Origin of the sequence: Gardnerella massiliensis, assembly GCF_003408845.1 — a bacterium.
Classification (GTDB): domain Bacteria; phylum Actinomycetota; class Actinomycetes; order Actinomycetales; family Bifidobacteriaceae; genus Bifidobacterium; species Bifidobacterium vaginale_H.
Window position 1 is genome coordinate 59143 of the sequence record NZ_LRTV01000009.1, and the last position, 13797, is coordinate 72939.

At 42.1% G+C, this 13797-nt stretch carries 11 protein-coding genes; 9 read left to right on the top strand and 2 right to left on the bottom strand.

What is annotated here, in order from left to right; genetic code table 11:
* The first annotated feature begins 1 nt into the window (after position 1).
* Both gyrA and AXE77_RS05345 read left to right on the top strand, forming a co-directional pair.
* A complete protein-coding gene (gene gyrA / locus AXE77_RS05340) occupies positions 2 to 2671 on the top strand; it encodes a DNA gyrase subunit A (RefSeq protein WP_116712460.1) in 2670 nt (889 codons plus the stop codon).
* 181 nt (positions 2672 to 2852) lie between these two features.
* The gene (locus AXE77_RS05345; RefSeq protein ID WP_421778503.1) at positions 2853 to 3467 is read left to right on the top strand and encodes a DUF3566 domain-containing protein; all 615 of its coding nucleotides are present in this window, start codon (positions 2853 to 2855) and stop codon (positions 3465 to 3467) included.
* Positions 3468 to 3548: 81 nt separating this feature from the next.
* Here AXE77_RS05345 and mscL read toward each other — a convergent pair whose 3' ends face one another.
* Both mscL and AXE77_RS05355 read right to left on the bottom strand, forming a co-directional pair.
* Positions 3549 to 3959 (bottom strand): large conductance mechanosensitive channel protein MscL, encoded by a 411-nt coding sequence (gene mscL / locus AXE77_RS05350; RefSeq protein WP_116712461.1) that lies wholly within the window; start codon positions 3957 to 3959, stop codon positions 3549 to 3551.
* A 4-nt stretch (positions 3960 to 3963) separates the two neighbouring features.
* The gene (locus AXE77_RS05355; protein ID WP_116712491.1) at positions 3964 to 4707 is read right to left on the bottom strand and encodes a phosphatase PAP2 family protein; all 744 of its coding nucleotides are present in this window, start codon (positions 4705 to 4707) and stop codon (positions 3964 to 3966) included.
* 154 nt (positions 4708 to 4861) lie between these two features.
* Here AXE77_RS05355 and AXE77_RS05360 point away from each other — a divergent pair, with 154 nt between their 5' ends.
* The 7 genes from AXE77_RS05360 to pknB are packed head-to-tail and all read left to right on the top strand — an operon-like array spanning position 4862 to position 13718.
* Positions 4862 to 5563 carry an FhaA domain-containing protein gene (locus AXE77_RS05360; protein WP_116712462.1) on the top strand — a complete coding sequence of 234 codons (702 nt, stop codon included), beginning with the start codon at positions 4862 to 4864 and terminating at the stop codon, positions 5561 to 5563.
* Between the two features lie 32 nt (positions 5564 to 5595).
* Complete coding sequence (locus tag AXE77_RS05365) at positions 5596 to 6132, top strand: FHA domain-containing protein FhaB/FipA (RefSeq protein ID WP_116712463.1); 537 nt, start codon at positions 5596 to 5598, stop codon at positions 6130 to 6132.
* A gap of 4 nt (positions 6133 to 6136) precedes the next feature.
* Entirely contained in the window at positions 6137 to 7807 is a 1671-nt protein-coding gene (locus tag AXE77_RS05370) for a PP2C family protein-serine/threonine phosphatase (protein WP_116712464.1), read from the top strand.
* Positions 7804 to 9267: an FtsW/RodA/SpoVE family cell cycle protein gene (locus AXE77_RS05375; protein WP_116712465.1), complete on the top strand. Its 1464-nt coding sequence runs from the start codon at positions 7804 to 7806 to the stop codon at positions 9265 to 9267. Before AXE77_RS05370 ends, AXE77_RS05375 begins: the two co-directional genes overlap by 4 nt.
* Positions 9260 to 10726: a peptidoglycan D,D-transpeptidase FtsI family protein gene (locus tag AXE77_RS05380; RefSeq protein WP_116712466.1), complete on the top strand. Its 1467-nt coding sequence runs from the start codon at positions 9260 to 9262 to the stop codon at positions 10724 to 10726. Before AXE77_RS05375 ends, AXE77_RS05380 begins: the two co-directional genes overlap by 8 nt.
* Positions 10723 to 11685, top strand: coding sequence for a serine/threonine-protein kinase (locus AXE77_RS05385; protein WP_116712467.1), 963 nt, complete (start codon positions 10723 to 10725; stop codon positions 11683 to 11685). Before AXE77_RS05380 ends, AXE77_RS05385 begins: the two co-directional genes overlap by 4 nt.
* On the top strand, positions 11682 to 13718 hold the full coding sequence (gene pknB, locus AXE77_RS05390; protein WP_116712468.1) for a Stk1 family PASTA domain-containing Ser/Thr kinase: 2037 nt from the start codon (positions 11682 to 11684) through the stop codon (positions 13716 to 13718). The genes AXE77_RS05385 and pknB overlap by 4 nt, the downstream gene beginning before the upstream one ends.
* The last annotated feature ends 79 nt before the right edge of the window (positions 13719 to 13797 follow it).

Genomic DNA, 13797 nt, shown 5'->3' on the forward strand with positions numbered 1-13797 from the left:
AGTGGTAGACGAAATAAATGCCGCTAATGATGGCGAAGAACGAGATCAACTGCCAGATGGTTCAATAGAACCGCAAAGCCCACAGGAATCAGATAATACTGATTATGGCTTAATGAAGGGTGCTCGCGTAAAGCACATGGATTTGCAACAGGAAATGCGAGAATCCTACTTGGCTTATGCTTTGTCAGTTATTATTGAGCGAGCTTTGCCAGATGTTCGTGACGGTTTGAAACCAGTACACCGCCGCGTTATTTATGCCATGTATGACGGCGGATATAGGCCTGATCGTGGATATAACAAGTGTTCCCGCGTCGTGGGCGACGTTATGGGTAAGTATCATCCTCATGGTGATTCTGCTATTTATGACACTTTGGTGCGTATGGCTCAGTCTTGGTCTATGCGTTATATGCTCGTCGATGGTCAAGGAAACTTTGGTTCCCCTGGTGACGATCCTGCAGCAGCAATGCGTTATACAGAATGTCGTATGGCACCTTTGGCTATGGAAATGGTGCGTGATATTGATAAAGATACCGTCGATTTTCTGCCAAATTATGATGGTAAAACGCAAGAGCCTACAGTTCTTCCAGCACGATTCCCTAACCTCCTAGTAAATGGTTCCGCAGGTATTGCTGTTGGTATGGCAACAAATATTCCACCTCATAATATGCGTGAAGTGGCTGATGGTGTGCACTGGGCTTTGGAACATCCAGATGCTAGTAAAGAAGAACTTCTTGAAGCATTAATTCAGCGCATTAAAGGACCTGATTTTCCTACTGGAGCAACAATTTTAGGTCACAAAGGAATTGAGCAGGCTTATCGTACTGGCCGCGGCTTAATCACCATGCGTGCAGTAGTCAATACTGAGGAAATAAAGGGACGTATGTGCTTGGTTGTAACCGAGCTTCCATACCAGGTAAATCCTGACCGTCTTGCTGCTTCTATTAGGGAAGCTGTACGTGACGGCAAGATTCAAGGCATTGCTGATATGCGAGACGAAACGTCCGGTCGTACTGGTCAGCGTTTGGTACTTGTTCTTAAGAGAGATGCTGTTCCAAAAGTTGTTTTAAATAACTTGTATAAGCATTCGCAGTTGCAACAAACTTTTGGTGCAAACATGCTTGCTTTGGTTGATGGAGTGCCTAGAACTTTGAGTTTGGATGCGTTTATACGCCACTGGGTAGCTCATCAGCTTGAAGTTATTGATCGTCGTACACGTTACTTAAAGCGTGAAGCCGAAGAGCGCGACCATATTTTGCAAGGCTATTTGAAAGCCTTGGATATGATTGATGAAGTTGTTGTTTTAATTCGTGCGTCTAAAGATGTTGATACTGCTCGCACAGGATTGATGGATTTGCTCGATGTCGATGAAGTTCAAGCAGACGCAATTCTTGCAATGCAACTTCGTAGGCTTGCGGCTTTGGAACGTCAGAAAATTCTCGACGAACACGAAGAATTAATGCGAAAAATTGCTGATTACAACGATATTTTGGCAAGTCCAGAACGTCAGCGCACAATCGTAGGTGATGAACTTGACGAAATTGTTGCTAAATATGGTGACGAACGTAGAACAAAGATTCTTCCATTCTCTGGTGAGATGAACGTTGAGGATCTTATTGCGGAAGAAAACGTTGTTGTAACAGTTACTCGAGCAGGCTACATTAAGCGTACAAAAGCAGACGAGTATCGTGCTCAACATCGCGGTGGTAAAGGTATTAAAGGCGCTAAGCTTCGTGAAGATGATGTAGTAGATCACTTCTTCCTCACATCCACACATAATTGGCTTCTCTTCTTTACCAATCGTGGTCGAGTTTATCGTTTGAAAGCTTATGAACTTCCAGAAGGATCGCGCGATTCTAAAGGTCAGCATGTTGCAAATCTTCTGCAATTTACTCCTGGAGAAACAATTCAAGCAGTGCTTTCAATCGAAAATTATGATGTAGCAAAATATCTTGTACTTGCAACTCGCTCGGGTAAAGTTAAGAAAACAGCTTTGCAAGAATACGATTCTCCACGTCAAGGCGGTTTAATTGCAGTTCGTTTAATGGCAGATGAAACAACTGGTGAGCCTTCTGACGAGCTTATTGGTGCAGCATTGTGCAATCCAGAAGACGACATTATTCTTGTTTCTAAGCTCGGCATGAGTCTGAAGTTTAGAGCAGATGATGAACAGCTTCGACCAATGGGTCGCCAAACTGCTGGCGTTCAAGGCATGCGATTCCGTGAAGGTGACGAATTGCTCGACATGGACGTTGTTGCTGCAGAAACTAGTAAAGATCTTCTTGTAGTTACTAATGAAGGATTTGCTAAGCGAACTGCTATTGAAGAGTATCGTTTGCAAGGCAGAAACGGTTACGGTGTGAAAGCTGTACAACTTGCAGAAGGTCGTGGTTCATTAGTTGGCGCATTAATTGTTGAAGAAACAGATCAAGTAATGGCAATTATGAAGTCAGGCAAAGTAATTCGTTCCAACGTAAACGAAGTGAAACGTACGGGACGAACTACTCAAGGCGTAACTTTAGCAAAGCCAGATAATGGTGACGAAATCATTTCCATTGCTCGCAATGAAGAAACTGATGACGATCATCAAACAGATGAAGTAACAACTCAACTAAATGAAGCAAATGCGGATAATATACAAGATTCTGCAGAAACTACATACGCTGAGGAATAAAATTTAATAATAAAAAAGAATAAATGAGAGTACCATGAGAGCGTTTATAGTCCGTTTTTATTGGTACTCTCATTGATATAATGACACTGATTGTACGAAATATAGTAAGAGAAGGAACACTGAGATGAGCGAAAATTTTGAGCCATCGCATCCAACCAATATGAGTGAAAAATCTGCAATTATTTCGGAAAATGAAGAAGAATTTGCAGAACAGCACGTTCCTTCTGCAGAAGGTGCGTACATCGAGGATAATAAAGAAAACAAGTCTAACGGCGGGATGTATCTTTCATCGTTGGGAAATATTGCTAAAGAAAATCCTTCAACTTCAGGACGAGTGAGCAGCAGCTATGCTTCACGTCGTACTGTTGGTGGAACTGCATCTAATAATCTAAACAATCAGGCTCATAATTCAGCAAAATCTAGTCGAACCCCGCGTGCAAGGCGTATGAGTCTCTCTCTAGTTCGCGTTGATGCATGGTCTGTTGCAAAAGTTACATTTTTACTCAGCGTTGCAGGTGGAATTATTCAAGTTATTGCAGCAGGATTAGTATGGCTATTCTTGAATATGGTAGGTGTATTTGATCAGGTAACACAAATCGTGTCTTCAACCGGATTGGATAGTAACGGTTTTAATCTTGCAGACGTGTTTTCTTTGCCAACGGTATTAAGTGCTGTAACAATTTTCTCTATTGTCGAAATCGTTATTGTAACTATACTTTCGGCAATTATTGCGCTGCTTTATAACGTTGTCGGATCTCTTGTAGGTGGTATTCACATCACACTAGGTGATGATTAATACTACTGACAAAATAAATATGATGTGTCCCCGTTCATAATTTTATGAGCGGGGACACAATATTTAAAAAGCAAATATATGTTAACGACGAGCTATTTCATCGCGAATATCTTGCAAAAGTTGAATAGTTTTTTCTTCGCGTTCTTTGCGTTTTTCTTCCTCAGTTTTTTCGTGTTCAATTTGTAACAAATTGACGCCAAGCTCACGCAACTTATTAATAGGAATAACTATGCAGAAATAAACTGCAGTGGCAATAATAAGGAAGTTAAGTAAAGCTCCAATTACTGCTCCAAAAGAAATAGTGGCGCCATTCAATGTGACAGTAAGTACTCCATCAAGTTCCGTCTTTCCACAAATCATTGCAATAAGAGGATTAATAATATGTTTTACTATTGCTGTTACTACAGCAGTAACAGCACTGCCCATAACAACACCGACAGCCATATCAATAACGCTGCCACGTAAAATAAACTTTTTAAAACCATCCATCATTGTATTACTCCATTGTTGAGGATAATTCTGTTATATCTGTATCTTCAGTATTTATATCTGTATCTTCCGTATTTTCTCTAAGATCAACATACAAGTGGTGACGTTGACACGATCGTAATACGGAAATAGAAAGCAAAGGATACATGATTGCAGCAGTTAATACGTCAGTTGGAAAATGTGCAGCAACAATAAGTCGTGAAATAGCAACAATAACAACTAATATTGCGCTAAAAAGAAGTCCAATCTGAATAAAAGCTGGTTTAACCATATAAACAATGAGCATAGCCATCACACACACTGCAACCGCTGCCGAAGTGTGTCCGCTAGGAAAACTTGGATCTGAAGGAACGCTAATTTTTAGACCTATATATGGTCTAGGACGATGAACGGCAAATTTCACCGCAAAAATATAAACCATAGGAATTAAGGAAATAAAAAGTTGAATAAGCGTAATCTTCCAATTTCTACTTATAAACCAAGAAGTTATGGCAAGTAAAAGTAAAATTATTAAACAACCTTTAGTAGAAAACACTACTGCAATAATTTTGGAAAAAGTAAGTAAAAATGAAGGAACGCTATTATGAAACCAAGCAACAATTGTGCTTTCGTAAGCGCGCTCCTTACTTGTCACAAGAAAAGCCTTACCAAAGCAAGGTACAACAAGAGCAAGTATTATGGTAAAAATAGTAGCGGTATTGTGTGCTAGTGCCAACAATCCGCCATGATTGCTGTTATTTTTTTGCGTCATAATTGTTAAGAGTACACGCACAATAACGTACACGCACGCTAATCTTGTGGAAGTAAAAGTAAAAAATAGAGTATAAGTATAAAACATGTAATGTGAGAGTTGAACACCGTACCCGGTGACGAGTACTATGATGAACAGATAGAAAGGGTTTACCATGAGTGTGCTTGACCGATTTGAGAAGAGCGTGGAAGGTGCAATGAACGGCGTCTTCGCAAAATTCGGCTCTAAAGATTTGCAGCCAGTTGATTTTTCGAGTGCTTTGGAACGTGAAATTGATGCTGAAGCCATGCCTATTGGGCGTGATCACACTGTTGCTCCTAATGAATATCGTTTTAAGTTGAGCACACCGGATTTTGATCACATTGAACAATGGGGTAGTGAAGCGTTAGCTAATGAACTTGCCGACAATCTTACGCAATATGCAAAAAGTCAGCATTACGCATTCGTTGGACCTGTAGTTGTTATTTTTGAGGAAGATTTAGAGTTAACCAAAGGTAACTTCCACTTAACTTCCGAATCAGTACAAGGAAACGCTGTACCTGTCACCACTGATAATCAACAACAGAATCATCCTATGTTGGAGATTAATGGAAACCAATATTTGCTCACCAAGGAACGCACTATTTTAGGTCGTGGATCTGGATGTGACATTGTTATTGATGATCCAGGCATTTCTCGTCATCATCTCGGTATTGATATCACCACTGATGGTGTTATTGCTCGCGATCTCGGTTCCACCAACGGCACGTATGTAGAGGGACATCAGGTTCCTGCAGCAACATTAGTCGACGGTAACACGATCACTATTGGACGTACGCGTATTCTTTATTGGGCATCGTCTCAAGACCAGGAGTAGTAAGTATTTCTGACTGAGGAGACGTACCGCACATGATGTTCACTGAATTAACGTTCGCAATACTCAAGTATGGTTTTCTTGCCTTACTATGGGTTTTTGTGTGGTGCGCTATTCGTTCACTTCGCTGTGATATTGAAATTTTTAGTCCTAAAAAATCCCATTTTTGGAATAAAAAATCTCGACGTTCACCGCATGAGATAATTTCACCTTCATCTGCACAGTTACAGGTTCCTCAGGCTGTTTCAACTTCTACAGCTCCGGAAAATTCTGGAATGGAACCTACATTGCTCGTTGTTATTGATGGACCGCTAGCTGGATCATCATTCCCTTTGAATGCTGCTGGCATTACATTAGGTCGTGCTGCTTCCAACACTGTCGTATTAAATGATGAGTTTGTGTCATCTCACCATGCACGCGTGTACTTTAATCAAACTGTTCACGCATGGGTTCTTGAAGATTTAGGTAGCACTAACGGGACTATGATTGGCCATACTCGTGTAAGCGAACCTGTAGTGTTGCAACCTCGTACTTCGGTACGCATAGGCGCAACCATGTTTGAATTGAGGTAAGTATATGGCACAATCCAATTCAAACGCTGATTCTCAAACGCAAGTTGAGAAAATGAATGAGCAACTCAACATCCAGCCAATACAATCCGAAGTTTCTAAACAAACCGATTATGTGGAACCTGTTGGAAAAATACTGTTTATGTATGCTACGGCAGTGAGCGATGTAGGAACTGTACGAAGCAACAATCAAGATTCCGCATTTGCTGGTGAACATTTGGCTGCTATTTGTGACGGTATGGGAGGTCATGCCGGAGGAGATACTGCTTCCACTATTGCCATTCGTTCTCTCGCGCATATTGAGCAGGATTCAAGACCACACGATATAAAAACTGTGTCTGCAATGATGGAAACATCTATTATGGCAGCTCACGATGCCATTGTTGGTAAAGCTAAAAGAGAACGCCGACTTGCAGGAATGGGAACCACTGTTACCGCAGTAACGCTAGTTTGTGGATATTGGGTACTTGCGCACTTAGGTGATTCGAGAGCATATTTGTTAAGAGATAATCATCTTATACGTATGACAACGGATCATAGCTACGTTCAACATCTTATTGATATGGGACATATCACTCCTGAGGAAGCGCGTAATCATCCTCAACGCAATGTTGTAATGCGCGTTTTGGGAGATTTTGATATTGATCCACGTCCTGATATTGCTTTACGAATGGCTCATCCTTCTGATCGTTGGCTGTTGTGCTCGGATGGATTATGCGGGGTACTTGAAGACTCAACTATACAAGATGTAATGAGCACTGTTTCTAATCAGGAAGAGTGCGCACAGAAGTTAGTTGCCATGGCTCTTCGGGCTGGTAGCACTGATAATGTTACTGCTGTTATTGCTGATGCAACGTTGGCGCTTGATGCTGATGCTTTTGATTTACCACATCAAACTCCACTTATTGGTGGGGCAGCAAGCCAAGATCTTGAATCAATAGCGGATATTATTAACAAAGCTGTTGCTGCATCTCCTGCTTTAAGAGAAGATAAAAATTCTCCAGCTCAGCGTGCAGCTGCTTTAGTTCAAAATGCAGATAATAATCATGATGAAAATTCTGATGTAACAGCTACTGTGACAAGAATTGTTCAGCCTTCTCACATTCGAGAAGAAGCTGGTGAGTTGCATAATCCTGATACTCACGAAATTCCTATAGTAACTAAGAAAAATGGTAAAACTTCTACAGATCCGCATGATCCGGATGTAGCTCGTGCTATGAAACATGAGCAGGATGAGGCTCATCGCGCACACTCTTTACGTAGGCGTTGGACGCGTATTGGAATTGCCTTAGCAGTATTACTAGGTCTGCTGATTGTGTCCGCCGCCGGTTATGGCGTATACGCGTGGACACAAACCCAGTATTACATTGGTGAAGGTAATGATCGTGTTGTTATCTATCAAGGTGTACCAACAAATATCTTTGGCATTGCTTTATCTCACGAAGTTGAATCAACTAATATTCGTGTAAAAAAACTTGATAAGTCTTGGCAAGAACAGTTGCGTGAAGGCATCAGTTTTGGCAGTTTAGCTGAAGCACGTGGTCATGCTGCTCTAATTCTTCGAGAAATGCGTGCAAGAGCACAAGAAAAGCGACGTGAAGAACAACAGAAGAAAGTTGTTCGTTCACAGCAAAATAAGAATCACGATAACGCGGGACAGGAGGGTAAAACCTCATGAGTATGATTGTTACGCGTATACGTCAAATGGCGCTTCTTCTTTTTGCAACCTTACTTTCGTGCATGGCATTCTTACAAATGTTCTTCCGAATAGACGGCTACGTATCAAGCAACTATGTAGTTATGCTGTGCTTGGTAGTGCTATTATTCCTAGTATTTTGGAGCGTATTACTAGTAAAACAACCGTATGCCAGCCAAGCCATATTGCCGTGTATTATGCTACTCACCGCTATTGGAACCGTTCTTATCGCTAGGATTGATCGGCAAAACAATACCAACGTTGCTATGAAACAATTAGTGTGGGTTTGTGTAGCACTAGTATTATCAATTATTTTTGTAATAGTTTTACAAGATTATCGTATACTTAGACGTTTCTCGTACGTCAACATGGTGATTGGCTTACTACTACTGCTTTCACCTATGATTCCGGGCTTAGGTAAGGAAATTGGTGGGGCTAGGATTTGGATAGGCTTTGGCAATCACACTATTCAACCTGGGGAATTTGCTAAATTATTCCTTGCTTTCTTCTTTGCTGCGTACTTGTTTAATCATCGTGATCGTCTTGCTGTAGGTGGAAACAAAGTATTAGGCGTTCACTTGCCACGTTTGAAAGATACTGGTCCTATTGCGTTAGTATGGGCTGCTTCAATGGGTGTGCTGGTGGTTCAGCATGATCTTGGAACATCATTAATGTTCTTTGCTATGTTTGTGTCAATGTTGTATGTGGCAACAGGACGCAAGGGATGGCTTGCGATTGGTTGCGTCGCCTTTATTGTAGGATGCTTGGTTGCAGTAAAACTATTTGCACATGTGCAGTATCGTGTGGATGCGTGGCTTCACCCATTTGATAACGCTATATATAACCGTTTCCCTGGCGGATCTGCACAAATTGTATCAGGATTATTTGGATTAGCTGCAGGAGGTACAACGGGAACTGGTTTAGGTCAAGGACACCCTTCGTTAACACCGTTAGCTAATTCAGATTTTATTTATGCTTCCGTTGGTGAAGAACTTGGTCTTACAGGTCTTCTTGCTGTTCTTGTGCTGTATTTAATTATTATTGCTTCCGGCATGATTACAGCAATGAAAATTAAAGATGGTTTCGGCAAGCTGTTGGCATCCGGACTTGTTTTTACTATGGCATTTCAAGTTTTTACCGTTGTTGGTGGTATTACGTTGGTTATTCCGCTCACTGGTTTAACTATGCCATATATGGCAGCTGGAGGATCTTCGCTGGTAGCAAATTATTTGCTTGCAGCCTTACTTATTGTTATTTCTCACGCAGCAAACAAGCCTGAATCTACTGTCGTTTCTGATACTTTCCAATATGAAGCGTTAGCTGCGTTGAGGGAACGAGAGTTACAAGAGCGTGCCCAAACGTCCTCCGAAAAGAATGATTACAAAGAGAATAGCACTTCGTCAGTCGTTTCAGTGGAGAAACGAGGTGAGATTCATGAATAAAAGTCTGAGAGAACTGTTTACTGCAGTAGTTGTGCTGTTTATAATTTTAGGAATTTCAAGTACTATTATTACTGCTATTCATGCGAATGCATTAAATGCTGATCCACGCAATAGAAGAGCTTTGTATCATGAATTTGGTGCGCCGCGAGGTGCAATTCTTACTGCTGACGGTACTGTTATAGCAAAATCTGATCCTTCAAAAGATGCTTTTGTATATCAAAGACAATACGCTAATGGTCCAGTATATGCGCCAATTACTGGGTATTTCTCCATTAGTCAGCGAGCTGATCGAGGCATTGAAGCGTCGCGTAACAGCCTGCTGAGTGGTGAGTCTGACGCATTATTCTGGCAAAGATTTCGTTCTCTGTTTACTGGTGTTGCTAACCGTGGAGCATCCATTGAAACTTCTATCGACTCACGCTTACAGAATCTTGCCTACAATCTTCTTAAAGACAAAGACGGTGCTTTAGTTGCCATTGAGCCGAAAACTGGAAGAATTCGCGCAATGGTGAGCACTCCAAGTTACGATCCGAATATTCTTGCTCTGCACAATATTAATGCTGTTAATAATTCGTATGAACAGATTACTTCTGATATAGCGAATCCTATGCTAAACCGCACTATTTCCGAACTTTATGCTCCAGGATCCACGTTTAAAACGGTTGTTGCAGCCGCAGCTTTAGAGTCCGGAAAATATCAACCAAATACGTTAATTCCTGCCGGAGCAAGCTATACTCTTCCTGGAACAAGTGCCGCTTTAACTAATGTTGGTCCGCAAGGAAATGGAGTGAACGGACAAATTTCCTTTGAAGATGCTTTAGCTTACTCATCTAATACTGCTTTTGCACAGCTAGGTAATGCTCTGGGTGTTGATGCGTTGGTAAAACAAGCAAAAAAGTTTGGATTCTTCGATTCTCCAACAATAGATGGTTCTGACTCTACAGGATTCCCTCTGCGCGCAGTAAGCTCTACATTCTCACTGAAACCAACTCCTGACAAATTAGCGCTGGAATCTATAGGTCAAGGTGACGCTAAATTAACTCCTCTGCAAAACGCTATGGTTGCTGCAGCTATCGCTAATAATGGTACCCTTATGAAACCTACGCTTGTTGACTGTGTTAGATCTAGTGATTTGTCTGTGTTATCACAAACAAAGCCGACTGTTATGAATCAGGCGATGAGTGCTGATAATGCTGCTAAATTGTCTACTATGATGCAAGCTGTGGTCACGAAAGAAAATATGAATCTTTCCTTACCAAATATTCACGTTGCTGCGAAAACTGGTACAGCACAGATTGGAATGTATAATCAGGCGGCAAATGGTTGGGTTATTGGATTTGCCCCCGCGGAAGATCCTAAAATAGCTATAGCAGTAGTCGTTCATAACGCAACAACTTTTGGTACCTACGTTGCAGGACCAATTATGCGACAAGTGATGAAGGAGGCGCTTACCCAATGAAACTCGTTGAAGGACAGTTAGTTCATCATCGTTATCGTCTCGACTGTCGTCTTGCACAAGGCGGCATGGGAGAAGTTTGGAAAGGCTTCGATATTCAGCTTGGCAGGATTGTAGCCATTAAAGCGTTGCGCACTGATACTTCAAACGTTGAAGCGAAGTTGCGTCGTCTTCGTGCTGAAGCGCACAATTCTGCGAACCTTGCGCATCCTAATATTGCGGCCTTATTTGATTACTATGAGCACGATGGAATTGGCTTCCTCATTATGGAATATGTGCCAAGTAAATCGTTGGCAGATTTGTATCATAAAGAGAAAGTTATAGAACCTACTAGACTGCTTCCTATTCTTATTCAAACAGCGCGTGGTCTTTTTGTAGCACATTCTCACGGTGTTATTCATCGTGATGTAAAGCCTGCAAATATTATGGTTTCAGATACTGGAAATGTTAAAATAACAGACTTTGGTGTGTCCTATTCAAACGATCAAGAGCAGATTACGCAAGACGGCATGGTAGTAGGAACTGCACAATATATTTCTCCTGAACAAGCCCAGGGAGAACAAGCAACTGCACAATCCGATATTTACTCGTTAGGCGTTGTAGCTTATGAAGGATTATGCGGACATAGGCCGTTTACGGGAGCCACTCCCGTAGATATTGCGGCTGCTCATGTGAATGATCCTGTGCCACCTTTGCCGAAGACAGTTGATTTGCAATTAAGGCAGTTTGTTATGTCTATGCTTGCAAAAGATCCTCAAGATCGTCCAAAAGACGCGCTTGTTGTTTCAAAAGTATTATCGCGCATTGAACGCAGACTTCTTGATCAACAAACAGCTTTTAATAACACAACAGGAATGATTGCTACCGTTCCTAAACAGGTACGATGTATTAAAAGCATGCCACAAACACAAGTTAATATTATTAATATTTTTAATACCAATAATCGCAAGGAGCAGCAATGAGTACGACAATGCCAACCTCATTAGCGAATGGCCGATATGAATTAGGTGAACTTATCGGCCGCGGCGGCATGGCGGAGGTGCGAGTCGCAGTAGATAAGCGCTTGGGACGTACCGTTGCTGTAAAAATTATGCGTTCTGACCTGGCAAATGATGAAATCTTCCTTTCAAGATTCCGCAGGGAAGCACACGCGATTGCGCAAATGAACAATCCTAATATTGTAAATATTTACGATTCCGGGGAAGAATCTGTCATTGCAGAAAATGGTACAGAAGAGCGCCTTCCGTATTTGGTAATGGAATACATTAAAGGTAAAACGCTGCGCGATATTTTGAAGATGAATGGGGCATTAAGCCAACGTGACGCTGAACAAGTCATGTTGGGCGTGCTAAATGCTCTGGAATATTCGCATCACATGGGAATTATTCACCGTGATATTAAGCCTGGAAATATTATGATTTCCGAGCAAGGCATGGTGAAGGTGATGGACTTCGGTATTGCGCGTGCGTTGGATGATTCCGCAACCACTATGACGCAATCGCAGGGTGTTGTGGGAACGGCGCAATATTTGTCGCCAGAACAGGCTCGCGGCGAACAAGTGGATATGCGTTCCGATTTGTATTCTGCGGGGTGCGTATTGTATGAGATGCTCACTGGACGACCTCCATTTATTGGAGATTCCGCAGTGTCTATTGCATATCAGCACGTGTCCGAAGTTGCAACTCCGCTGAGTACGCTTGTGCCAGGAATGCCTGTTATGTGGGACAAGATTTGTGCTAAAGCTATGGCAAAGGATCGTCAGAATCGTTATGCTACAGCCGCAGAATTTAAAAACGATATTTTAGCGTTTATGAACGGTGGAGTACCGGTTGCCGCTGCGTTTAATCCTCTGACTGATTTAGCTAATATGAAAGCTCGCAAGCAGGCTGAGCAGAATGCAGCAACACAAGCCATGGGCGTAGAAGATGTTGCGGCAACGCAGTCATTTAATCCTATTACGGGCCAGTTTGAAAACTCGAATGTTGCTTCTTTCGAACCGAGTACAAGAGCGGCTCAACGTGCTACTATGCAAGCTAAACGACGTAAGCGTGTAGTAATAGGCTCTATTTCCGCAGTTGTAGTAGCACTTCTAGTACTTGTCGGCATACTGTTTATGCTGAATCGCAGTCGTATGGCTGGTGACGTTGTTGTGCCAACCTTTATGGAAACAACTACGCAGGATGCTGCTCGAGAAAAGTTGCGTGCACTCGGATTGGTACCAGATATTCGTGAAGATGACCGCTCATCACAGCCAGAAGGTACGTTTACTAAGCAGTCTCCGCGTGGTGGTGAGCGTGTAGCTTCTGGTTCTAAGGTTACCGTGTGGTTCTCTGTGGGACCGCAATCGTCGCGCGTTCCTGATGTAAGCGGAAAATCTCAAGAAGAAGCTCGTAAGATTCTTGAGCACGCCGGTTTTAAGATTGCAAGCGTTCGCGTTGAAGATAGTTCCGAAGTGAAAAAGAATCATGTAACGCGTACCGATCCTGATGCTGATTCCTTCGCAGATAAGGGAACGCCTATTACGCTGTATATAGCTTCTGGTTTAACGAAGATTCCTGATGGTCTTGTTGGTCAAAGTAAGGATATTGTAGTAAGTCAGTTGCAAAATCTTGGTTTTACTGCGGATATTGTGAAAGAGGATTCAGATAGTGTGCCTGAAGATAATGTGACGCGCATCAATCCTGCATCCGGAACGTCAGTTAAACCGCATAGCTCCATCACTGTGTATGTGTCTCAAGGTTCGCCAAAGGTGGAAGTGCCTCGCATTGACGTTGGTAATATAACCTTTAAGCAAGCTAAGAAGATACTTGAAGCTAAGGGTTTGCGAGTGGTATCTGATTCCATTGCCAAGGATGATGACATTGTTACGGGAATGTCAGAAGAATCCGGGAACAAGGTGGATAAAGGTTCTGCGATTACTTTAACTACACGAGCTAGCGCAAGTAGTATTCCATCTCCAACAGATACGACGGATGCTCCAGCAAAAAATAATTAAGTTCATTGTTACAGGTTGAAACCTACTCACCAAGTTTCGTATGGTGGTAAAGAACTGTTTTATGAAACGGTGAGTAGGA